The following is a 24,229-nucleotide window of genomic DNA, read 5'->3' as shown; positions in this document are numbered from 1 at the left end:
GACATCCCCGCTTTGGCCAGCGACGCGATGTCGTCGATCGAGTCCGACGCGGGCCCGAGCGTGCAGACGATCTTCGCACTACGCATCCCGATCACCTGATCGTTCTATCACTTCAGGAGCGTGGTAGTCAACCATGGTGTAGTATTCTGGGCGAAGGGAATAAGAAGCCACTGTATCCGGACTGTCCGTCGAAGGCTCAGAAATCGATAAATTTGATTACAAAGGGAGCATATCCCTCCTTGATGTCGAACGACAAGGAATCTAGCACTCAGTCGCAAGACCAGCAGGAAACGGTACTAGTATCGGGATCAAGCTATAATCGGACGTATCATCAAAGCGAGGACTGCCGCGCTATCGATGTTATGAACTATTCAATTGAAAAGCCGCTGGTGGCTATCAAAGGTCACTATCAGCCATGCAAACGATGTGTGGACAATAGTGAGGGAGGGGACTAACCGACAGTACCGCATGACGATAACAATCAGTGAATTGCTACAAATACACCAAACTGCTCATCATAATCTCACGATTTCGAAAGTCCAACACTCTGTACGTAGCGCGACCCTCATCACGGGGAAATACTGTCAAAAAGGCAATGGCGGCTTTTCGCTGTGAAAACTTGAGTAGGGGATTTTCTTCCTCACGCTCGACAGACAGGATTAAAGAGCGATCAATTATTCAATTATCTAGGGCGAAAACATCCAGTCCAGTCCGTGAGTCAAGTTCATGAGTAAGAGTGGTTTCACCGGTAAATACGACGATTTCAAACGTACCAGAAACACGCGCCTCCGAACAGTGGCCACCAAGGGTATCGTATGACTCCGTACCCAGTTCGATGTGTGCGTGGATCTTGTCGGGACCTATGTTGCCGCTGAAACTGGTGACCTCGAACTGCCCAGTGAACGTCTCCTCCGAATACGATTGCTCATCGACATCGTAGTGGCCGAGTATTGCACGATCAACCGCGCCGATTCCGAACATGAAGCCACCGTCTATCTGTAGCTCGTTGCGAAGTGATCGAAGTGATTCGATTACTTCGTCTTGAGGGTCGAGACGGACGACGACACGGTCAGATTCACGAGTGTACTCCATTGCTATTGGATACTGAGAGTGCCGGAAAATAACTTCTATGGTTCTCTTGTTTGGAACCGAGCGGCGTCAGTCGATACGACACTCCACCTCAATGGTGGGACGTAGATGAACGCGAAAGACAGGAGCTAACCCGCTTATTTCGCCTGGCTTTTCACCGAGTCACCGAGCGAAAGGCCGCCGGTCAGGAGTTGCTGGGCGACGAACAGGGCGATGATGATGCCTGCACCAGCATACTGCACAGACGTACTGGGATAGGCCATCGTAGCGACGCCAACGACAAAGAACACTGATCCGATAACGAACTGTTTCCACCTACTAGACTCGAATCGGTAGTTAATACCGTGGATGATGCTGATCCCACCAAGCAGGATGAGCGAACCGGTGAACAGTGCTGCCGGACCGAGGGATCCGGAGACGATCACAGGGTGGTACACGAACGAGAACGGTAATACGAACAGCGGGGCAGCGATTTTGATTGCTTCGTAGCACGTGTCTACGAAGTCTGCGTTGGCGATGCCAGCAGCGACAGCTGCGCATGTCGCAATCGGTGGCGTGAGACCGGAAAGTATTGCACCGTAGAACACAAAGAAGTGCGCGCCCAGTTCAGGCACGGCGAAGCGACTCACCAGAGTCGGCGCTACGAGTAATGCCACGACAGTGTACGCCGCAGTGGTCGGCATCCCTAGCCCGAGCAAAATGCAAATTACCATGGAAATCAACACTGCAACGAGCATGATCCCGCCGGAGATTTCCATCATCGACAGGGTGAGAATCCCTGGGACACCCGTGGTCATCAGAATGTCGACAACACCGTTAATCGCAGCGAGAATGATCGCGATTGGTGCTGTAATAATGGCTCCTCGTCGGAAGCCAGCGATCGTCTCGGAGAGCGTCTCTTTGGCCGCAGCAGTGACCGACCGAGATTCGAATGCGGCCTGGGCAACGGGGAAGGTAACTCCCGTAATCAGCATCGTGATAACAGTATAGAGTGCCGATGTCATCACTGTCAATTGAATAATTCCGAGCGTGTAAATCAGCACAAAGAACGGAACAAGGAACTTCGCCGTGTCGACAAGCGTGTCTCGCCGGGAGCGGTCGTCCAATTCGTCCAGAACCGCATCGACGTCGATTGCGTCCAGTTGAGAGCTCGCAATATAGTGGACTGCAATGACGATACAAACCATCATTATCGTAGCGGGAATCAATCCTGCAGTAATGACAGTAATGTAACTTATTCCGAGAAGCGATGCCATAATAAATGCCCCAGCGCCCATCACCGGCGGAAGCACTTGACCAGTGGTAGATGCAACGGCCTCAATACCACCAGCTGTCGACGGCTTGATTCCGTTCTCCTTCATCATTGGGATAGTAAAGGAACCCGTCATACCGGCGTTTGCTGTTTGCGAACCGTTGATGGAACCGATGACAGCACTCGCCACGACAGCTGTTTGAGCAACACCCGAATCGATATACTTGGACGTCCGGACTGCTCCCCGGAAGATCAGGTCGAACGCACCGTACCCCTCTAGTAGCCCTGCATAGAGCAAGAAGAGAGCAATCCACGCCGCAACCAGTTGAGTCAGGAATCCGTAAACTCCGGTTATATCGAGTACTAGAAGGAGTAGGAGGCGAGTGGTACTCAGCCCACTGTGTCCCAGGATTCCAGGGATCAGATCACCGAAGTAACCGTACAATAGCGACCCGATGAGAATACTGAGGAATGTCAGCCCGAAGGACCTCCACGAAAGATAAATTATGACCGCAACGAACGCACCTGCCAACACGTACTCGTGGGTAAAGGCGTATCCGACCCGGTCGATGTTCAGTGCCCTAAAATTGAGGTTTACGTAGGCTGTGACCACGGCAGTGACTACTAGTGAGATTATGAGCAGTGTCGCGTCGAGATACTCTCCCTCTGCAACAACATCCTCCAGTTCATTGAGAATATAGACACCAATTGCGCCAGCGATGAACAAGACGCCGTACTGTGCTCTCGGCATCGCCAGGGTATAGGCGTAAAAGATAACCAATGCCCAAAGCACCAGTGCAGAGAGAGTTAATGTACTTCCTATTCGCTTTTGTAAATTTAATGACCCTATTCGTGAGGTACTTGATGATGCCATGGTTCAATCACAGTGTAGCTGTAGACCTACATAATAGTTGTGGTACGGTCCGTCAGAACATCGCGTCTCCCGAAGAATACGTCGTCGAATCCCGTCGAGCGAAGCAAAAACAAAAAACGAAAGCGAGCGTCCCAGTTTGAGGATTGTGTGATGAATGGTTCGACCGGTACTGAGAGATTGATATCGAAATCAGATTAGGCGACGATCACCGGCTGGTCGGCATCAAGTAGAACACCCTGAGTAACACTTCCGAACAGAACTTTGCCTACCGGGGATCTGCTCCCCGGTGCCATGACAATGGCGTCAGCGTCGACATCCGAAGCGGTATTCAGAATGATCTCCGCCGGGTCGCCGTGTTCTCTTTTAAACGTCCACTCAATATCGTGTTGGTCCAGAAGATCCTGAGCCAGCTCGACACTCGAGGGCGTTTCGTAGTTTTCGAACAGGTCTGACGACTTTACTCGACCACCGCTATCGTCGATTGCATCGAACTCCTCAAAAACGTTCAAGATAGTCACAGCTACCTCTGCATTCGCTTCCGGCAGGTCGGCAACTGCCGAAACCGCCCGTCTCGTCCGGTCCTCCACTCCGTCGATAGCGAGTACTACTCGGTACATCGGTGTCAGAGTAGGCGGCTTTCCAAGTCCCCTGCAACGTCGAGCGTAGTCGCATTCCCACCGATATCGGGAGTTCGAGGGGCCTCAGGGTCAGCCAATTGGTCGCCGACACCGTTCCAGAGAGCTTCTGCGATGTCTTCCTCCTCAAGATGTTCGAACATCAGCGACATAGATAACAACATACCGACCGGATTTGCGATGCCTTCACCCATGATGTCGAACGCGCTCCCGTGGACTGGTTCGAACATCGACGGGTACTCTCCGCTGGGGTTGATGTTCGTCGACGGAGCGATTCCAAGACTGCCGGAGATGATCCCACCAATGTCGGTGAGGATGTCACCGAAGAGGTTCGATGCGACGACGACATCGAACTCGTCGGGACGCCGGACGAAGTCCATGCTTCCCGCGTCGACGAGCAAGCGCTCTACCGTTACATCTGGGTACTCTTCACCGATCTCTTCGACGACCTCATCCCAGAAGACCATACCGTACGCCTGGGCATTCGATTTCGTGATGTTTGTGAGCTTTCCGCTACGTTCTGTCGCGGCTTCGAAAGCGGCCCGCACGATTGCTTCCGTGCCCTCGCGAGTGTAGACTGCAGACTGGACTGCGACTTCATTCTGAAAACCCTGGTGTTCACGTCCACCGACATCGGCGTACTCGCCTTCTGTGTTCTGGCGATAGACGACTAGATCAATGTCTCCTCCAGAGTATCCTCGAAGCGGACTTTCGACACCCTCAAAGAGGTAGGACGGTCGCTTGCAGATATGCTGATTGAATCCTTTCGTAATTGGCAGGCGAAGGTTGCGCAGCGTGACGTGGTCTGGAACCTCAGGATGGCCAACAGCACCGAGCAGAATCGAGTCGAAGTCCTCCAGCGTGCCGAGACCATCCTCAGGCATGAGTGCCCCCTCTTCGAGATAGCGTTCACTTCCCCAATCGAACTCCGTTGTCTGAATATCGACTCCATAGTCGGCCGCGAGATCAACCATTAGCGATTCTGTGGCATCCACGACTTCGTTCCCGATACCGTCACCTGGAATTACCGCTATGTCATACGACATAGATACCGATAATGAGATACCATTATAAAAGCATTAGGGTTGTATCTGTGACAACAGAGTGATACATCCATCAAAATCAATTAAGAATGGTAAGGTTTATCACTTAGGTGTATGTACCGCATTATCGCATGTCCAACGGCGACAGCAGTAGGCAGACCAGGCGTAATGTACTCAAAGGAACGGCAGGCATCGGTACCATCGCCATTACCGGTTGTCTGGGTAACGGTGGTTCGAGTGATGGCTCAAGCGGTGGATCTGATGGTAGTTCCGGTGACGGATCCAGTGACGGTTCCAGTGATGGCTCCAGTAGTAGTTCAACCGACGGTTCAAGCGGTGAGTCCTACCAACTCCAGATGGGGGGCTCGTCTCAAGGGAGTACCGCATTCAATTCCATGCAAGCACTCGCACGGGCTCTCAATCAGCACAGTGACACGCTGAGCATGACTGTACAGCAGACGCAGGGGAACGTCGCCAACATGTACCAATACGACCAAGGGAGTCTCCCTGCGGTAGCGACAGACAACAACACGATCAGTAAAGCGATAGCGGGGAATGACCGCTTCAATGAGCAGCCCGTCGAAAATATCGGACACCAGACGTTCCGATTCAACGGCCTCGATATCTTCTGGGTAGCCCGAGAGGGGTCGGGTATCGAGTCCACCGACGACTTTGCTGGGAAGACAGTCTACCCAATCCAACCCGGGTTTGGGACGCGACTTCTCACAGAAGAGGTGATGCGCACCGCTGGAATGTGGGAAGACGTTGATATCATCAACGTCAACACGAGCGACATTCCAGGAGCAATCGAAGAGGGGCGTGTGGATGCTGCGGCCGTCTACGGATCGAACGGTGTCGAACTGACTGGCTGGGCTAAACAAATAGATGCAAGGAATGATGTTTATCTCGCAGAAGTGGGAGATAACTTCGCCCAAGCGATCAAAGATGTTCCCGGTGCGCGCTACGCAGAAATCGAACCCTATGGGTGGAATCAGGAAGTGACGAAAGTCACCGATTCGATAGTGAGCTGGAACCTCGACCTGCAGTGTCTGATTTCACCGGACGTTCCTGCAGAGGCAGCACGCGAACTGGCTCGCGTCAGTCACGAACACACAGACACAATTCAAGATGCTGACCAGACGTACGCGGACCACTCAGATGCAGAGAATATGACCTCAGCAATTATCCCAGAGCATCCGGTTCACCAAGGATTTGCAGAGTTCTACAAAGACAAAGGAGTCTGGGACGACTCTTGGACGGCTGGCGGGTCAGAATAGTACGGTACGTCGGGTTTTCTTATTCGAACTGTTTTCGCGACTCCAACGTAGTCAAACGCCATTCGCTGGGCGTAGTATAGGAAGCAACTATCTGATATTGATCCAGTCGACTGCGACGATTCCAGCGGATCGAACTGATAGCCGCATACTGCTGATCACAGGCTATCTCTCGGGACTTTCCTTTCCTCACACAATCAGGTACGTGTAAGGCTCGAATGGCACACTCTCAAAAACTCCGTGACGGGCGTTGGTGAAGCTGTGTAGGTAGCATGGATTCCCCACAATATCAGCGGCTACGCAGTGTAAATCCGAGTGACGGAGCAAATCGCTTAGCTGAGGTGAGATAGTATAGATCGGCCTGAGCCGACATATACATATAATAGTCCACATTGTGGAATGCCTGCCATCTAAATCTCCACCACACCAGACAGCATAATCGTACACATCCGGGGGTATCATAACAGTTGTACCTCTGTTAGGAACGCGAGCGCATGGTCTCGCGGAGGTGATGAGATCTACTAGCGAAAGGCAATTACTCGTGGTGAGGACGAATCTATCAATGGATCCATATGAACGCCAGTAAGACCGATGCGCCGATAGCGCGCTGACTCTTGGTAAAGAGGCGTTCAAGCGGCAGGCACGCGCTGTAACTACCTATTTAAAATACTACATAGTGGGATGGAAACGACGATGTCGACGTCAACCCAGTATATCAGATGTACTACTGTTATTCTTAGATCGCTTACTCGTCATACGTGGTAATTCAGCTCTGAACAAATCGTCCTCTGTATCCGACTCAGGAGTACTTCATATTCAGTTCGACCTCGTTTACAACTCCTAAAAGTTTGTCCGGTAGTTCTTGTCGATAAATATCATCCTTGAACCGATTCAGGGGGCCAGAAATCCCAATTGCTCCCAGAGGGCGACCACTCGGCTTAACTACCGGAACAGATACAGAGCGCAGCCCGTCAATGTACTCCTGATCGTTATAGCTAACACCATTCTCTCGGATTTCCTGAAGTTCATCAAAGAATTCCCCCTCATCGGTGATGGTGTTTTCCGTGATTTTTGGCAGCCCACGCCGCTCAATAATATCTGACACTTCCTCATCCGTCATCTCAGCAAGGATCGCCTTACCCCCCGAAGTAGCATGAATCGGCATTTGTTTTCCAAGTTGTGTATTGGTTTGAACCGCGTGAGCTCCGGTTTCACGATGGACATAGATCATATATCCATGCTCCTCAATCATAAACTGCACACGTTCTTCCGTCTCGGAGGCGAGTTCTTTGATTCGTGGCTCAATATGGGCGTATGCACTCTCACGATTGTGTACAGCGGTCCCAACGTAAAGGAACTGAGAGCCAACATGGTAAATATCGCCAGCCTTCATTGCGTATTCCAGTTTTTCAAGGGTCTTGAGGTGCCGATGAATCGTGCTTTTTGGTAGGTCGAGTGACGTTGCCAATTCAGAGACTCTTGCGCCGTTCCTCTCTCGTAATTCTTCAACGATTCTGAAGAGTTTCTTTGTTGAGTTCATTGGTACTCTTTCACTCATAGCTCTCATTTATTTTGGCATATTTATAAAGTTTCGTATCGTGGGACATGGGTTGCTATGTCTTGTCACAACAGAGTTTCTCTGTGTTACAAAATAACAGTAATTGCTGTAGCGACTACTAAGATCTCCAATTATATTGGTTTCGAAATGTATGTACACATAGTGAATCATTAAAATTAATTTTATTTGTTCACTATCTCCAGAGATCGTACCCGTTCTATTATTTAGTACTTTATATACGTGTTGGCTGAGCCAGTTTCACAGAGATAGCTATTCTGAGGTCGTACTTAGTAGACCTCACAATGTTACTATAATTTTGCGACTATTGAGGATTGATGCAATACAACCGTCATGCCACTGGATTCCGGCGTCACCGTTTCAAAAGTAGCACTACAGATTACCCCAAACTGTCAGCTTCACAAATTTTCCTGTTGATTGCCAACGACGATGATCCGAAGATCGTTTACGTTGGTTCCAGTCGGACCTGTCCGAAGGAGTGTCTGAGTAGTATCGAGGGTAGAATAAACATCGTTGGTGTGTAACGCGCGTTGAGCAGAAACTCTGTCGTCAATCGTGTCAAGATCAATAAGTGCACCAGCAGCATCTACATTACCATCAATGCCATCTGTATCAACACACCCGACAACAGTTGCGGGAAGATCCAGTTCAAGTGCCGCACTTAACGCAAACTCTTGATTTGGGCCACCGTTGCCGTCACCTTCGACAGTCACAGTCGTTTCGCCGCCGGAAATCAACACAGCAGGTGGATTGGCTGGGTTTCCAGTAGCGACGATTTCCTCTGCGATTCCGACGTGGGCTTTCGCCACCTCGCTAGCCTCGCCGCGAATGTGTGACGAAAGAATCACAGGCTCATACCCAGCTTTTTGAGCGACGTCACTTGCTGCTGAGAGCGCTGTAAAATTGTCTGCCAAGACATGTTGACTCACACCCACAAACGTGTTGCTATTCTCATCAGGAGTCTCCTGAGTCTCGTCGTTACTCCCGCGTAGCAAGTGGTCGCGAACAGCTGCGGTGCTCTCGATATCATACCGATCAAGCACATTTAGGGCGTCGTCGTATGTTGTATTGTCAGGCGAGATGGGGCCGCTGGCAACGGCGCTAAGATCGTTCCCAGTTACATCGCTAAAAATCAGACCGGCAACGTCAGCTGGTGAAGCGACATCTGCAAGGTTTCCGCCTTTAATTTCAGAGAGATGTTTTCGGACCGTATTGATTTCCAATATCGTAGCGCCAGCCCGGAGTAATTTTTCAGTTATCTCCTGTAGATCAGAAAGTTCAAGCGACCCGGTAGGTGCAGGTAGCAGTGCGCTTCCACCCCCAGTGACGACAGCTAAAATGAGGTCGTCTTCAGATGCGGTTGCTGCTAATTCCAATATTTGTCTGGTCCCGTCTACTGCATTTTCATTAGGAATTGGATGACTCCCTTCGATACAATCTACCGTCGATAACGGGACTGGATCGTCGGTGACCACAACACCATCATCGATCCGAGTTCCCAGAGTATCTTCAAGCGTGGCCGCTACTTGACCAGCCGCGTTTCCTCCCCCAAGAACGAAAACCCGGTCGTAGTGCTTAATATTGTATTCTGTTCCATCGATTATGAGTATTTCCCCATCCAGTGTGACCGTCCTCTCAATGACTGACTTCGGGTGAGCGGAAGTGATACCGGCACTCAAGCACTCAAGAGCGAGTCTATGTTCGGGACTCTCTGCAAGGGCTTCTCTATTCTCAAACATCAGTAGTGGCTCACCCTCAAGATATAAAAAGGTTGTTGTAGAGTTGTTATATTTTCTTCCTCAAATTACGTTCCGAATTGAACTTGAGGGACGTCAGTAGTTGAACGCAATTATCAATTTACCCGTGACGACGCCGAAAAAGCCCGTCGGCTCAAATCAGTTGAGATCGTAGTGGCCCACGAACTTGTCAACGCAATCACGATTCGCCTTCCACGTGAGGTCGGTTTGCCTCATGAAGGTCGACTTCTTGATCACCGAATATCTGCTAAATGATGTGTTGACCGAGCAGCAGCAGTGAAATCGTCGCATGGTCCTTCCATTTCCGTACCGTGTCCCCGAGTTCGCTGTCCGCGACACTCCAATCGAGACGTGCGCCCGCGAGGCCAGACACTTCGAGACGCCTGCGGTCAAAATCGCTCGTGGCCCAAGTGTGCTGCTAGAACGTGAGGCGCGCCGGGCAACATTCGATATACATTGGCCACGAACAGGTATGCGTCGTTCTCCTCAATAGGGTTGTACAACGCTTGTATCGTCTCCGGCCAGAGATACTTACTCTGTCGGGTTACTCGGATTCGTGAGGACAACTAACTGAGTATCCGGACGCATCCGTTCTGGGACACCATCAACGGAGAGTTCCCATTCCGGAGATTCGGTTCGGATTCCGGTTACGTCGCCGATAGCAGCATACACGCTTGCAAATGACTGATTGGACGGATAGAGGGACAATGCTGCTATCTCCGTCACGGAGAAGCCTCCATGCACGTGCGGGAGTCCGCCTCCCGAATTCCGGAAATAAGAACGACTTCCTCGGGATCACGATCAAAGCGCTCAGCAATGTTCGCTCGGAACGCCGGAAGGCCAACAGTAGGAATAACCGTCAGCAACCCGAACCAAATTCGTTTCTCCCGATAAATTTCAAACTCAGTTATCCTATGCTTTATCATTCGAATTCCCATCCAAAGATGGCCATAGAAACTATATTAGATTTAAAATAGAATATATGGATCTATTTAGTTATTTATTAAGTATTTTTGTCTCGAAATATAGATTTTTATTACTATCGACTGCCGATTTCAATATCGTCTATCTTTGTGATTACCGTGCTAGTGTGGATCGATAGAAATGTCAAAATGAGGTTTCCGAACAATTTGATTAGACCAATAACGTTAGCGCTTAGCAAGAAGGCCTGATGGAGATGTAGTTTAGATATTCTCAACTACGACTGGACGATAGACGAACTTTTCAGCAATGAGTGGGTACCAAGTATCGGTGTCGGTGAAGAAATGTTCCCCGCTGAGACCAGATTTCTATTAATAGACACCTCGAAGGACAGCAACCGCGCTATCTGCAGAGACACTCGTGGCCCTGCGAAGACCGGCCGACAACGAAGGCGTGGACCTCTTGGGCCAAGGCGTACATCGTCTCGGCACGCTCCGCCGCCGCGAGTCCATCCTGATAGTACGTCTTCGCTCGGTGGTCACGCCACAGGTCGGCGAGGTCGTCGGCCACAGATGCGTCGAAGATACCAGCCGAAGCCGCCTCACGATACACGCCCGGGTGCGTGCCGGGTAAGTCAGTCGGCTCCATCGTCCCGCGTTCGAGAAGCCGGAACTCGACCGTTCGCTCCATCGCGACAAAAGATGCCTCGATGACGAGCGTGTAATAACCCTGTTCCTGCAGTGCTTCCGCACCGGCGAGTAATCGACACGCCTTCCGAAGCTGGAGCAGAGCGGCATCGGATACGTCGAGCCCCGTTTCGATGTCGGTCGGACGCCGGTCGAACGCGGCCTGTGCGTCGTCGAGGAACTGTTCGATACGCGTGCTACTCATCGGTGAACACCGCCTTGCGAATCGACTGAAGCCGCTCGCTTCCAACCACGGTGATACCCTCCTCGAATATCTCCCGAAGCTTCGATCCCGCTCGGGTCGCGCTATCGACGGACTCGACGTACGGTTCGAACTCGAACCGGTCGCCGTCGAATCGCTCTTCTGAGAGGTCACCCACCACGTCGGTAACCAGTCGACGTGCGCTCGTTCGGTCACCGTCGAGGACGACGAACAGGTCGATGTCACTCCGTCTGTCGGCCTCGCCGCGAGCGACGCTGCCGAAGACAACAATGCCGACGAGTTGCTCGATATCGTCGCTCTCGTCGAACGCATCCTGAACACGCTCGACGAACGTCCGAATCGGGTCGTGGAACTCGGACTGTTCGATAGCCAGTACCGGGTCGCCTTTCCGGAGACGCTCGGGGTCGATAGAGACGTAGTTTCGCTGTGGCGTCTCGCGGACGCGAACGACGCCGAGGCTATCGAGCAGGTCGACGGCCCGCCAGACCGTCGAGCGGGCGGCCCCGGTCGCGTTGACGAGTTCGGGAATGGAGAACTCCGTCTCGTGGGCGTCGACGAGGAGGGAGAGTATCTCGTCGGCCGCACTGAGGCGGAACACGTCGCTCCCAGTACCAACATCGATACAGACCGTCGTTCGCTGTTTCGTTAGCTCGGACACTGTCCTATTATGTGCAACAAGGTATAAAATAGGTTGCGCAAGTCTGGTAGCCAGCGTTCCGTCTGCGTACTTACCGGTACACCGACCGGACTAACAGACCCGCCAGTGGTGTAATGAGTTGATCAGTGCTGACCGAAGGCGGCACCGGGACAGGACGAAACGGTGGAGATCTCCTCTTCGGAGTCGTCGTGGGAACGAGTTCACCAGGCGCCGTCTCGTCAAAGTCATCTCGGTCCATCAGTAGTTGGATCCGCACAGACACACAGCGACCTATTGGTATTTTCGAGCCTAAACCAGAATAGTGGGGACAGTATTTGCAGAACGACCAGTACAAGCAGAACCGAAGAGAGAGTCGCTACACACAATACTCAAGGAGATCATCCCGTGTGACTTGACCAGAACTGATCGCTTCCGATAACCGTGATACTGTCATTGAAACCACCTCCAAGCAATGACTGGACACGATGTCAACCATGGCGAACTTTGGAGTACAATAATTTTGTGCTCGTGTGAATAAACACAGACTATGGGAACAAACACAATCGAAATTCGGGACGATGTATATGAGCGGCTGGAAGCTCGAAAGCGAGAAAATGAAAGCTTCTCAGATGTCGTTGACCGCCTTCTAGATGAAACGACTGTCAATTGGCGTGAGGGATTCGGAACACTTCCCGAGCAGGATGCCGGCGAACTTGAGCAGATTGTTTCGGAGGGGCACAACCAAACAGCAGAAGGCCTCTACAGACGTCAACAAGAAGCTCTCGGCGAGTTAGCAGACCTAGAAGAAAAATGAAACTGCTTGATACGACATGTCTATTCATTATTGGCCATCAGAGGAATTTCGGAACCTGATTTAGATACAGCGACTCAATGTCTTCGTAGTAGGCCGCAAGATAGTCATCTATCGAATCGCCACTCTTGGGGTCGCCGAGTTTATCGCCGCGCATATACTGGACTAGCGCTCTAAATAGATCTTCCTGAATCTTCCAATATCGGGTGAAATAGTGATAAGTCGCTCACCGCCTTGTCGGGCTACACTAACTTCCAGACTCACTGTTAGTATTTTTCAGTGTAGGTGTGCAGTAGTGTAATCCTCCCGAGTACTATCGTCAACACGAACGCTGACTGCTGTGTGATGGATCTCAATCATATATTGTTTAGTCGGTGGAAATCTAGGAAATTCGATAACTGCCTGGTACGACACAAACCCGGATACTTGAACAGGTTAGGGCCACTTCACAGAAAATATGAATTCAGTATACTCAATCATTCGATGAACGAGTTTTTCACCATCGACAGGCTACCCATCCTTGGTGGCGATGACGAGCAGTTACCCCCGCTGAGCCCCTTGTGACGACAGTCTTTCCCGAGCCACCGTTCCTACCGCGACGCTGGTGACACCGAAAGCCGCGGCCGACCGCGCCGCCAGAATAGACATTCGGTCGGAAGATGTGCTCTCTCTGAATCATTTCATTTAAACGACCGCAAATAAGCGCCAGAACCCACAGTGCTGGCGTGATATATTGTACGGTACGATGAGAGAGACTGGACAACGGAGTTCCGCCGGCCTGCGTCGGACGCGCTCGAACGGCGGCGACAGATCGCGCGAGACCGCGTGCGCCGGGCGCTCGTGACCATGTCGTACACAGCCACGCTCGGCCGAACGGACTACGAGTTCGACTCGATTCGAGACCTGTTGGCCACGGCGAACGAGCAGAAAACGGGCGACGAGCTGGCGGGTATCGCTGCCGACTCCGACGCGGAGCGAGTGGCGGCCAAGACGGCGTTGAGCGGGCTGACACTGGAGACGCTGTACGAGAACCCCGCGGTTCCGGCGGCCCAAGACGAGGTCACGCGGACGATCCGCGAGGGGCTGAGCGACCGGGCGTACGACCGGATCCGGTCGTGGACGGTCAGCGACCTGCGGGAGTTCCTGCTCGACGCCGGCACCACCGACGAAGACGTCCGGGCGATACGGGACGGACTCACGAGCGAGATGATCGCGGCGGTCACCAAGACGATGTCCAACATGGACCTCGTGCTGGCGTCGTCGAAGATGACGACGACGGCCCGGTGCAACAACACGATCGGGACCGACGGAACGGTGTCGTTTCGCCTCCAGCCAAACGATCCCACCGACGACGTGGAGAACATCGTCGACACGGTGCGCGAGGGACTGGCCTACGGTATGGGCGACGCCGTCATCGGCATCAACCCGGTGACGGACAGCGTGGCGCGGACGACAGAAATTCTCCGGGCGACGAAGGAGTTCATGCGGGACTGGGACGTGCCAACCCAGAACTGCGTGCTCGCCCACCTCACGACGCAGATGGAGGCCGTCGAAGCCGGCGCGCCGGCCGACCTGCTGTTCCAGAGCATCGCCGGGACCGAGTCCGGAAACCGCGAGTTCGGCGTCGACAGCGCGTTACTCGGTGACGCCTACGAACTGGGGCAGCGCGAGTGCACTGCTGACGGTCCCAACGTCATGTACTTCGAGACGGGGCAGGGGTCGGAGCTGTCGAACGACGCCCACGAGGGCGTCGATCAGCTCACGCTCGAAGCGCGGTGTTACGGCCTCGCGAGGCAGTACGACCCGTTCCTGGTGAACACGGTCGTGGGGTTCATCGGCCCGGAGTACCTCTACGACGGGAAGCAGGTGACCCGCGCCGGCCTCGAAGACGTCTTCATGGGAAAGCTCCACGGCCTGCCGATGGGCATCGACGCCTGCTACACCAACCACACGAAGGCGGACCAGAACGACATCGAGAACCTCGCGGTCCTGCTTACCGCCGCCGGCGCGAACTTCTTCATCACCGTTCCGATGGGCGACGACGTGATGCTGAACTACCAGTCGAACAGCTTCCACGACGGCGCGACGCTCCGGCAACTGTTCGAACTGGAGGCGGCACCGGAGTTCCAGACCTGGCTCGAAGCGCGGGGCATCGCAGACGGGAGCGCCCTCACGGCGACGGCGGGCGATCCGACGATATTCACCTGACCGGCTATGACGACCAACGACAACGCACCGAGCGACGACGCAGGCGGCGTCGAGCGACCGACCAACGCACGGCGGCTCGAACGACTGACGGAGTCCCACCCGTCGCGGATCGGCGTCGGCCGTGCGGGGCCGCGACCGCGGACGCAGACGCTCCTGGAGTTCCGCGCCGATCACGGCGAAGCGCGCGACGCGGTCACGACCCACGTCGACGACAACCTGGTGAACCGACTCGACCTCGTCGCCGTCCGGTCACGGGCGACGAGCAAGGAGGAGTTCCTCGCCGATCCCGACAGGGGTCGGGACGTGTCGGACGAGACGGTCGAACGCCTCCGCGAGGGGTGTGCGGAAAAACCCGAGGTCCAGATCGTCGTCAGCGACGGCCTCAGTTCGACCGCCGTCGAGGCGAACGTCCCGGAGTTGCTCCCGGCGCTCCTGGACGGCCTGGACGCGCGCGGGCTCGACGTTGGCACGCCCGTCTTCGTCGAGTACGGCCGCGTCGACGTGATGGACGCCGTCGGCGAGGCGCTCGACGCCGAGTGCTGCGTCAATCTCATCGGCGAGCGGCCCGGCCTCGCGACGAACGAGAGCCTGAGCGCGTACTTCGTCTACGGCCCCGAGCGGGGGAAGTCGACGGCGAAGAAGTCCGTCATCTCGAACATTCACCGAAGCGGGCTGCCGCCCGTCGAGGCCGGTGCCGAGATCGCGGCCGTGCTCGAAGAGATTCACGAGGCCGAGCGCAGCGGCGTCGACCGCGGTGAGCGGTGAGCGCGCCGATGGAGCGAGACGCCGCCGAGACGCTGTGTAGCGTCGGTATCGACGTGGGAACGACGACGACGCAGGTCGTGGTCAGCGACCTGACGTTGCAGACGCCCGCGGTCGACGGGGCCGCGTCGGTCGAGGTCCTCGACCGAACGGTCCACTATCGGAGCCCGATACGCGAGACGCCCTACGCCGACGCGTCGACGATCGACACGGACGAGGTGCTCGCGTTCGTCGACCGAGAGCTCCGGAAGGCGGGGCGCTCGCCGGCCGACATCGACACGGGCGCGGTCATCGCCACGGGAGCGGCCGCGAAGACGCGCAACGCCGAGCCGCTGGTTGATCGCCTCGCCGAGCGCTCCGGCGAGTTCGTCGTCGCGACGGCGGGCGCGGCCTACGAGGCCGTGCTCGCGGGGCGCGGTGCGGGCGCGGTCACGCGGAGCCAAAGCGAGGGGACGACGGTCGCGACGGTGGACATCGGCGGCGGGACGACGAACGTCGCCGTCTTCGTCGACGGGACGGCCCGACAGACCCGATGTATCGACGTCGGCGGTCGAGACGTGCAGTTCGATCGGACGGGAACGGTCGCGTCGGTCGCGGACTCGGTTCGAGACCACTACGCCGCGGCCGGCGCGCTGTCTGACGGCGCGGCGGACTCGCCGGCGACACACCGACGGCTCGCCTCGTGGCAGGCCGACCGGATCCTCGACTGCGTCGAAGGGCCGCCGTTCGACCCGACGACCGAGGCGCTCGCCATCGGTCCGCTGCCGTCGTGGGCACCAGAGATCGACGAGGTCCGTTTCACCGGCGGCGTCGGCCGACTGGTCGCCGACGGGGAGAGCGTGGACCGAGATCCATACGCGTTCGACGACCTGGGCGTCAGGCTCGCCGCGGCGCTCCGGGACCACCCGCGGTTCGATACCCTCCCGGTCCGAGAGTCGGCGACAGACATCAGAGCGACCGTCGTCGGCGTCGGGACGCACACGACGACGTTCTCGGGCCGAACGATCGCCGTCGACGCGAGCGTCCTGCCCGTCAGGGACCTCCCGGTCGTCGCGGTCGGGGGGCTCGACGCGGCGGAGTCGGCGGCGGCGATCCAGCAACGGACGGCGCAGGCCATCGAGACGGCGCGGGACGGCGACGCAGCCGACGAGTTCGCGCTGTGTTTCCCGTCGATCGGCCCGCTCACCTACGACAGGGTGTCGGTCGTCGCGGAGGGAATCGCGGCGGCGTACGCGGCCGCGGTGGGGGAGGACTGTCCGCTCGTCGCGCTGACCGGCCAGAACTGCGCGAAAGTGCTCGGACAGACGCTCGCGGCGGCCGACGGCTCGCGACCGACGATCGTCGTCGACGAACTCGAACTCGACGGCGCGCAGTACGTCGATCTCGGCGCGCCCGTCGCGAACGGCACCGCGGTCCCGGCCACGCTCAAAACGCTGGTGTTCGACGAGTAGGGAGGGTATCCGGGACTGCGTCCGCCACACCCGCGCCATTTACAAACCAGTTTATGAACAATAATTGAGTACTAGTTCGTCCACTATTTCAAGAGATGTTGTTATAAATAACCGGAAATAGCTGGCAGAATTGTAATGACTCTAATAGAGAAATGAGCAGTACATGATGCGCCCAGACGACGCTTGCACCCGAACGGGTCGTGAGCGGATCAGACCGAGCCATCATTTCATCCACTCATGACGAAACACGAAATCTCCCGTCGAAAGTTACTCGCAGTCAGTGCGGCCAGCCTCTCCGCGGCCACGGCGTCGGCCGGCTGTCTCGGAAGCAGTTCAGGCTCCGGGTCGGGCGAGACCGAAACGAGTTCGTGGCGGACCCAGGAACTCGCCACCGTTCCGGCGGAGTCCTACGACGACCTGTACCAGAACGACGAGAACGAACAGTCGGGCGAGACGGTGAACCACCTCACGTGGACCGGCTACGACGCCTCGAACGTACAGGACCCCTTCAGGGAGACGTTCGAGGCCAACACGCAACTGGACCTCTTCACCTCGAACCCGAAGGCGTTCAATCGCCTCAACTCCGGGGAGTGGCAGCAGTTCCACCAGGCGACCTTCGACATGGCGTGGCTTCCGAACCTGGCCGAGGCGGAGCTGATTCGCCCGATCGACTACGAGGACTGGAAGGAGTACACGTTCGATAAGTACATCGACATCTTCAAACCCGAGAACGGGTACAAGTACGCCTTCCTCAACGAAGACGACTACTCCTTCGACGTGGACGGCACGATGTACGGCGCGCCTCAGCGGTTCGGGTGGGCGTCGTTCGTCGTCAACACGGACACCGTCTCCTCGTCCGACTACAGCAGCTACGACGCCGCCTGGTCGGAAGACTACGACGTGGGCGTCTACGACCTGATGTTCTGGGGCATCCAGATCATCATGCTCCGGGAGGGCATCGACCCGTACAAAGAGCACACCGAGGAGGAGGTCGAACAGGTCCGACAGGCGACGTTCGACCTCTTCGACAACGCCAAGACGCTGCTTCCGGACTTCGCGTCGATGAATCAGGCGCTCAAGTCGGGCGAGATCGACATCGGGTTCATCTCCGGAAACTGGATCAACGGAACGCTGCGCCGCGGCGAGAACCTCCAGTTCGAGGCCCACGTCCCCGAGGAGGGCGGCGTCATCTGGGTCGAGACCACGACGTTCGTCAAGGGCGAGCAGCCGACCGTCTCGGACAACTACCTCGCACACATGCAGCGCGGGGAGACGGCGCTGAACCTCTCGTGGCCGACCTCCGGCGGGACCAACGTCGTCCCGCACGCGACGGCCTGGGACGAGTACGACGACTTCCAGCGCGAGGTCCTCCGGGTCGACGACATCCCGGACATCCTCGACCGGAGCGTCTTCTACACCGGCGTGCCCGACCTGGACAAGTTCGAGCCGATCTGGCGCGAGGCCAAGACCAGGATCTGACGGACCGAGTTCGACCGACGAGACACAACCAATGCTACAAACGGCAGCACTACGACGGGAGTACGGAAGCACAGTTGCGGTCAAGGACATCGACATCGAAATCGAGACCGGCGAGTTCGCGTCCATCGTCGGCCCCTCCGGGTGTGGCAAGACGACGCTGCTCCGGATGCTCGCCGGCCACCTCGAACCGACTTCGGGCGGGATCGTGCTCGACGGCGAGGACATCACGGCGACGCGACCGCAGGACCGACCGACGAGCCTGGTCTTTCAGACGTGGGCGCTGTTCCCGCACATGACGGTCCGAGAGAACATCGAGTTCCCCATCGAAACCGCGGGCCGGAACCTCGACAGGTCGGTCGAGGAACTGCTCGAACTGGTCCGTCTTGACCCCGAGGAACACGCGGACAAGAGCGCGAGCGAACTCTCCGGCGGGCAGAAACAGCGCGTCGCGCTCGCCCGATCGCTCGCCTACGACCCGGACATCCTGCTGCTCGACGAGCCGCTGGCGTCGCTCGACTACGCGCTGCAGAAACAGCTCCAGCGCGAACTCGCCGACCTCAACAGGGAACTCGACATGACGTTCATCTACGTCACCCACTCGCTGGAGGCCGCGCTGGTCATGAGCGACACGCTGTTCGTCCTCGACGAGGGCCAGGTCGCACAGACCGGCGCGCCCGAAGACATCTATCAGTCGCCGAAGTCGACGTTCATCGCTGACTTCATGGGCGACGCCAACGTCTTCGCCGTCGACGCGGAGCCGACCGGCGACGGCGCGTTCACGGTCACAAGCGACGAGTTCGAGGGCGAAGTAACCGTCGAGGACGACCACGACGGGCGCGAGCCGACCGACCTCGTCGTGCGCTACGACGACTGCGTCGTCCGACCGACGCTCGAAACGCCAGTCGGCGTCGCGGTGGACGTCGACAACATCCTCGTCCGCGGGAACACCGTCCTCATCGAGTGCTCGGCCGACACCGAGGACGACTACGTGGCCGAGGTCCCGTTCGACTGGTTCCAGACGGTCGACATCGAAATCGGCGACCGGGCCTACTTCCAGTGGGAGGCCGAGAAATCCATCCCGGTTCCCGAGTGACAATGTCCACGAAACACCGACTCAAGAGCCACTTCGACCGCGCGGCCGGCTACACCCGCGACAGCAGCAACCCGCTGTTCGCGCTGGTGCGCCCGCCGTGGCTGTTCATGGCTCCCATCGTCGCGCTCCTGTTGTTCATGTTCGTCGGGCCGATGCTGGCCATCGTCGTCTTCTCGCTGCAGTCCGGCAACACGATCGACCCGAACCCGCTGCACTGGACGCTCGCGCACTACGCCGAGATCGTTACCGGGATGGCCACCGGAACCGGCGTCTACGGGCAGGTCCTCGGCAACACCGCCCTCGTCAGCGCCGCGACCGTGCTCGCCACGCTGGTCGTCTCGTACCCGGCTGCGTACGCCCTGGCGCGCAAGATAAAGCGGTACAAGGTCGTCTTCCTGCTGCTTCTCATCATCCCGCTGTTCACGAGCGTGAACGTCCGCGTGTTCGGCTGGGCGCTGTTCCTCGTGGAGAACGGCGTGCTCCACAGCATCTTTAATCTGGTCGGAATCGGGCAGTACCCGTCGCTGCTGTACAACCGTTACACGGTGCTGTTCGGGACGACGTACGTCTACCTGCCGTTCATGCTGTTCCCGATCTACCTCTCGCTGCTGACCATCGACGACGTGACGTTCGAGGCGGCGCGCGATCTCGGGGCGGGTCCGCTCACCATCTTCCGGAAGATCGTCTTTCCACTCAGCATGCCGGGAGTCGTCATCGGCTCGCTGTTCGTGTTCGTCCTCAGCCTCGGGGCCGACGTGGAGGCCCAGATACTCGGGGGCGGCTCCGTGTTCACCATGGCGAGCAACATCAACTACTCCTTTGGCTACTCGCAGAACTGGCCGCTCGGGTCGGCACAGGCCGTGGGCCTGCTGCTAATCACCATCGTCGCGGGGGTCGTCATCCTGCGGTCGCTCGACCTCCGAGAGATCGCCTCGCGGGGTGAGAGCCGATGAGCGCGAACACTCCCCGGCTGTCCGCGCCGCGGCTCCGGGCCGGCGCGTGGTACGGCTACGTCCTGCTCGTGGCGCTGTTCCTGATGACGCCGCTGTTCACGCTGGTCATCGCCTCCTTTTACGACGGGCGGTTCCTCTCCATCGTGGACTACGCGTTCACGCTGCACTGGTACGAGGTCGCGTTCGCCTCGACCAGCATCCAGTCGGCGTTCCTGAACACCGCCAAGATCGCCGTCCCGGTGACGCTACTCAGCACCGTCATCGGGACCGGCGGAGCGGTCGCGTACACCCGCCACGAGTTCCCCTTCCGGGAGCAGTTCAAGCTCCTGGCGCTGTTGCCCATCTTCTTTCCGCTCCTGTTACTCGGGCTGGGGATGTCGCTGTGGGCGAACGTCACGAACCTCGGCTACGGCATCCTCCCGTCGGTCATCGGCGAGCTCGTGTGGATCTCGCCCATCGTGATGTTCGTCGTCTCTATCACCGCGCTCGGCGTCGACCCCGACATCGAGGAAGCCGCGCGGGACCTCGGTGCCGACACCGTCACGCTGTACAAGGACGTCGTCCTGCCGCTCATCGCCGACGGGATCGTCTCCGGCGCGATCTTCGCGTTCGTCCTCGCCTGGAACAACTACTACATCGTCTCGTATCTCTCCGGTGCACAGAGCACCATCACGACGTGGATTCACGCAAAGATGACGCAGGGATTCACTCCGACCGTTCCGGCGGTCTCCTCGCTGATCTTCTACTCGTCGGTCCTGCTCGTCGTGGTCGTCGCGCTGTTCGAGTACAACAAGTCAGAAGGTGACGAACACTCGTGAAAAGTCCGTAGGACCAGACGTTTTGTCGTAAATATCTCGATTCGCCTTATATTACATTAAGTCGTCCCCACACTTTTGACGAAGTGTATAAATAGGGGAGGGCCGCCGTTCCAACCGAACGGCGATACCGAGATGATCGAGTACACCTTCGAGATAACCCACGAGAACTGCTGGACGGAGACGATGAACGACTCGTTCCCCGCGGTCGCCGCGACTATCGTGTACTCGTACCAGTTGTTCGGGACCAGCATCACGATGATCGAGGCGACGGGCGTGTCGGCCGACCGAGTCGACCCGCTGGTCGCGTGGCTCGGAGACCACCCGATCATGACCGCGGCGCGGCTCATCAGCTACGACGAGGGGCGGGAGACGGCCTACGTCAGCCTCGCCGGGGAGTACGACCCGGACACCGACACGGAGCCCGTACTGAACGTCCTCCTCCGGAACCGGTGTTTCCCGACCGTTCCGCCGACGGTCACCGACGGCACGGAACACTGGAACGTCCTCGCGAGCGACCACGAGAGCGTCTCCCAGACACACGAGGAACTCCAGTCGCTCGGCTCCGTCGAGGTGAACTCCCTCAAGACGCCGAATCACGACCAGTTCCTGACCGGCCTGGCCGAGATCAAGGAGGCCATCGCCGATCTCTCGCCCCGGCAGCAAGAGATCCTCGCCAACGCGGTGGAAGCCGGGTACTACGACTCGCCGCGGAGCTGCGGGATCGAGGACCTCGCGGCGATGGACTCGGCCAACACCTCGACGGTCGGCGAGCACCTCCGGCGCTCGGAGGCGAAGATCCTGAACGCCGTCGGGTCGCTCCTCCGGGATAACGCGCCCGAGTCGTCGGCGGGAACGCGGGCCAACGCCGCCAACAGCGACTAGAACGCGTCGAAGTACTCGTCGGTCTCCCAGTCGCCGACGCTGTCTTGATAGCGGTCGAACTCGTCGCGCTTGAGCTTCACGAACTCGGTGACGAGGTCCGCCCCCAGCGCGTCCCGGAGCACGTCGTCGGCCGCCAGCGCGTCGAGCGCGCTCCAGAGCGTTCGCGGGAGTCGGTCGCCCTCGGTCGCCGTGCCCGTCTCGACCGGATGGCCGGGGTCCGTCTCGGATCGAATCCCGTCGAGTCCGGCCGCGAGCGTCGCCGCCATGGCGAGATATGGGTTACAGGCCGAATCGGGGAGACGGTGCTCGACGCGGGCACCTGGGCCGAGTTCGGGCGGGACACGGAGGACGGTCGAGCGATTGTCGAGGCCCCACCCGACCGTCGTGGGTGCCCAGATGTCCGGGACGAGGCGCTTGTAGGAGTTCACCGTCGGCGCGCAGACGGCCGTGAGCGCGTCGACGTGCGACAGCAGGCCGCCGACGAAGTGCCGAGCCGTCTCCGAGAGCCCCGCGCCGTCGGGCCGGCGGCCGGCGGGGAACTGGAGCGCGTCGTCGGCCTCGCCGGCGAAGCGGTTCTCCTCGCCGTCCCCGTCCCACAGGCTGACGTGGAAGTGCGTCCCGTTCGCGGCCTCGCCGCCCCGCGGGCGGGGCATGAACGTCGCGTCGATCCCTCGCCGACGGGCGAGCGCGCTGACCGCGTGTCGGAGGAACACCGCACCGTCCATCGTCGAGAGCGGATCGCCGTACTCCAGGGTCACCTCGTACTGACCCGGCCGTGACTCCTGGTGGACGCTCGCGAGGTCGTGGCCCGCCGCGCCCATCGCGTCGTCCCACTCGTCGATGACCTCGGCGGCCCGGTCGATGGCGGCCATGTCGTACGAGGTCCGCGCGTTGAACGGCTCTCGACCCTCCTCGTCGGCGTACAGCGAGAACTCGACTTCGACGCCGGCGAGGGGTTCGAACCCCGCGTCTCGGAACTCTCCGAGGACAGACTGGAGCGCCGTTCGGCCACAGAGCGGGAACGGCCGGCCGTCGACGGTCCGCAGGTCGGCGAAGACCGCTCCCTCGCCGTCCCGCCAAGAGAGCGGCGCGAGCGTGTCGACCGCCGGTATCGCGAGCATGTCGCCTGTCTCGGGACCGAACTGCGGGTCGTCGAGCATCCCCGGTTCGAGCGTGAGTTCGGCGACGCCGTTAGCGAAGCCGACCCCCTCGTCGCGAGCGGCCTCGAAGGCGTCCGCCGACATCGAGACGCCGCGCACGACACCGTGGATATCCGCCCAGAAGAGGCGAATCGTGTCGAAGTCGTCCGGAGAACTACTCATGTGCTCTCTCAAAACCGCGTGGGCTGATTATTCTGCCGATATTGCGGATCGAGAGTGGCCGACTGTCGGATTATCGAGTCCGCGGCGTCAGAACGGCGCGTCGGGGCCCTCGTCGGAGCCCCCGTCGGCGGCCGCGGTCGATTTCTCCGACCCGGACGAGTCCGCCTCCTCCAGCGGGCCGTCCCAGCCGGTGAGGCCGGGCGCGAAGCTCACGACTTCGCCGTCGAATCCCTCGTAGGAGGCGATGAGGCGGGCGGCCTGCACGCTCGATTTCCCGTGAGGACAGACCGTCACGACCCGGTCGTCGCCGTCGAACCGTTCGACGTCGTCGACGATGGTCGGGAGGGGGACGTTCTCGCTGCCGGGGATGTGTCCGCGGCGGAACGCCCCGGGCGAGCGGATGTCGATCACGCGCGCGTCGGCCTCGTCTACCAGCGACCGGAGCTCCTCGGTACCGATTTCGCCGTCCATATCCAGTGGGTC

At 58.0% G+C, this 24,229-nt stretch carries 21 protein-coding genes; 10 read left to right on the top strand and 11 right to left on the bottom strand.

Translation table 11 applies throughout. From position 1 onward, the window contains the following. The 5 genes from GM656_RS19640 to GM656_RS18120 form a co-directional block, all read right to left on the bottom strand. Positions 1-86: pyruvate kinase (locus tag GM656_RS19640; RefSeq protein WP_162414969.1), on the bottom strand; the 86-nt coding region annotated here is incomplete at its 3' end. A 592-nt stretch (positions 87-678) separates the two neighbouring features. After that, positions 679-1,092 (bottom strand): PPC domain-containing DNA-binding protein, encoded by a 414-nt coding sequence (locus GM656_RS18135; RefSeq protein WP_162415114.1) that lies wholly within the window; start codon positions 1,090-1,092, stop codon positions 679-681. A gap of 134 nt (positions 1,093-1,226) precedes the next feature. After that, positions 1,227-3,215, bottom strand: coding sequence for a TRAP transporter permease (locus GM656_RS18130; protein ID WP_206673736.1), 1,989 nt, complete (start codon positions 3,213-3,215; stop codon positions 1,227-1,229). Between the two features lie 194 nt (positions 3,216-3,409). After that, positions 3,410-3,832: a universal stress protein gene (locus GM656_RS18125; RefSeq protein WP_162415113.1), complete on the bottom strand. Its 423-nt coding sequence runs from the start codon at positions 3,830-3,832 to the stop codon at positions 3,410-3,412. Positions 3,833-3,837: 5 nt separating this feature from the next. Next, positions 3,838-4,896: an isocitrate/isopropylmalate dehydrogenase family protein gene (locus GM656_RS18120; protein WP_162415112.1), complete on the bottom strand. Its 1,059-nt coding sequence runs from the start codon at positions 4,894-4,896 to the stop codon at positions 3,838-3,840. Positions 4,897-5,024: 128 nt separating this feature from the next. Between GM656_RS18120 and GM656_RS18115 the strand changes: the two genes are divergently transcribed. Then, complete coding sequence (locus GM656_RS18115; RefSeq protein WP_162415111.1) at positions 5,025-6,170, top strand: TAXI family TRAP transporter solute-binding subunit; 1,146 nt, start codon at positions 5,025-5,027, stop codon at positions 6,168-6,170. A gap of 796 nt (positions 6,171-6,966) precedes the next feature. Here GM656_RS18115 and GM656_RS18110 read toward each other — a convergent pair. From GM656_RS18110 to GM656_RS18095, 4 genes are all read right to left on the bottom strand, one after another. Further along, positions 6,967-7,725 carry an IclR family transcriptional regulator gene (locus tag GM656_RS18110; protein WP_206673735.1) on the bottom strand — a complete coding sequence of 253 codons (759 nt, stop codon included), beginning with the start codon at positions 7,723-7,725 and terminating at the stop codon, positions 6,967-6,969. Positions 7,726-8,141: 416 nt separating this feature from the next. Then, a complete protein-coding gene (locus GM656_RS18105; protein ID WP_162415110.1) occupies positions 8,142-9,482 on the bottom strand; it encodes a glycerate kinase type-2 family protein in 1,341 nt (446 codons plus the stop codon). Between the two features lie 1,341 nt (positions 9,483-10,823). Further along, positions 10,824-11,312 (bottom strand): hypothetical protein, encoded by a 489-nt coding sequence (locus tag GM656_RS18100; RefSeq protein WP_162415109.1) that lies wholly within the window; start codon positions 11,310-11,312, stop codon positions 10,824-10,826. After that, positions 11,305-11,988: a nucleotidyltransferase domain-containing protein gene (locus tag GM656_RS18095; RefSeq protein WP_162415108.1), complete on the bottom strand. Its 684-nt coding sequence runs from the start codon at positions 11,986-11,988 to the stop codon at positions 11,305-11,307. The genes GM656_RS18100 and GM656_RS18095 overlap by 8 nt, the downstream gene beginning before the upstream one ends. A 526-nt stretch (positions 11,989-12,514) precedes the next feature. Here GM656_RS18095 and GM656_RS18090 point away from each other — a divergent pair. From GM656_RS18090 to GM656_RS18050, 9 genes are all read left to right on the top strand, one after another. Beyond that, positions 12,515-12,781 (top strand): antitoxin VapB family protein, encoded by a 267-nt coding sequence (locus tag GM656_RS18090; RefSeq protein WP_162415107.1) that lies wholly within the window; start codon positions 12,515-12,517, stop codon positions 12,779-12,781. A gap of 843 nt (positions 12,782-13,624) precedes the next feature. Beyond that, positions 13,625-14,986, top strand: coding sequence for an ethanolamine ammonia-lyase subunit EutB (locus tag GM656_RS18085; protein WP_162415106.1), 1,362 nt, complete (start codon positions 13,625-13,627; stop codon positions 14,984-14,986). 6 nt (positions 14,987-14,992) lie between these two features. Then, positions 14,993-15,751, top strand: a complete 759-nt coding sequence (gene eutC, locus GM656_RS18080) for an ethanolamine ammonia-lyase subunit EutC (protein ID WP_162415105.1) — start codon at positions 14,993-14,995, stop codon at positions 15,749-15,751. 8 nt (positions 15,752-15,759) lie between these two features. Continuing rightward, the gene (locus tag GM656_RS18075) at positions 15,760-17,199 is read left to right on the top strand and encodes an ethanolamine ammonia-lyase reactivating factor EutA (protein ID WP_162415104.1); all 1,440 of its coding nucleotides are present in this window, start codon (positions 15,760-15,762) and stop codon (positions 17,197-17,199) included. A 237-nt stretch (positions 17,200-17,436) separates the two neighbouring features. Then, positions 17,437-18,678: an ABC transporter substrate-binding protein gene (locus GM656_RS18070; RefSeq protein WP_162415103.1), complete on the top strand. Its 1,242-nt coding sequence runs from the start codon at positions 17,437-17,439 to the stop codon at positions 18,676-18,678. A 31-nt stretch (positions 18,679-18,709) separates the two neighbouring features. Further along, positions 18,710-19,771, top strand: a complete 1,062-nt coding sequence (locus GM656_RS18065; RefSeq protein WP_162415102.1) for an ABC transporter ATP-binding protein — start codon at positions 18,710-18,712, stop codon at positions 19,769-19,771. A 2-nt stretch (positions 19,772-19,773) separates the two neighbouring features. Then, positions 19,774-20,724 carry an ABC transporter permease gene (locus GM656_RS18060; protein ID WP_162415101.1) on the top strand — a complete coding sequence of 317 codons (951 nt, stop codon included), beginning with the start codon at positions 19,774-19,776 and terminating at the stop codon, positions 20,722-20,724. After that, positions 20,721-21,542: an ABC transporter permease gene (locus tag GM656_RS18055; protein WP_162415100.1), complete on the top strand. Its 822-nt coding sequence runs from the start codon at positions 20,721-20,723 to the stop codon at positions 21,540-21,542. The genes GM656_RS18060 and GM656_RS18055 overlap by 4 nt, the downstream gene beginning before the upstream one ends. A gap of 132 nt (positions 21,543-21,674) precedes the next feature. Beyond that, on the top strand, positions 21,675-22,424 hold the full coding sequence (locus GM656_RS18050) for a helix-turn-helix domain-containing protein (protein WP_162415099.1): 750 nt from the start codon (positions 21,675-21,677) through the stop codon (positions 22,422-22,424). Here the strand turns inward: GM656_RS18050 and GM656_RS18045 are convergent. Continuing rightward, positions 22,421-23,746 (bottom strand): glutamine synthetase family protein, encoded by a 1,326-nt coding sequence (locus GM656_RS18045; protein ID WP_162415098.1) that lies wholly within the window; start codon positions 23,744-23,746, stop codon positions 22,421-22,423. The genes GM656_RS18050 and GM656_RS18045 overlap by 4 nt on opposite strands. 87 nt (positions 23,747-23,833) lie before the next feature. Beyond that, positions 23,834-24,217, bottom strand: a complete 384-nt coding sequence (locus tag GM656_RS18040) for a rhodanese-like domain-containing protein (protein ID WP_162415097.1) — start codon at positions 24,215-24,217, stop codon at positions 23,834-23,836. Positions 24,218-24,229 lie beyond the last annotated feature (12 nt).

Origin of the sequence: Haloarcula salina, from assembly GCF_010119195.1 — an archaeon.
In the GTDB taxonomy this organism is placed as follows: domain Archaea; phylum Halobacteriota; class Halobacteria; order Halobacteriales; family Haloarculaceae; genus Haloarcula; species Haloarcula salina.
The sequence above is the reverse complement of the archived record's forward strand: the minus strand, read 5'-3'. Positions and strand labels throughout refer to the sequence as shown.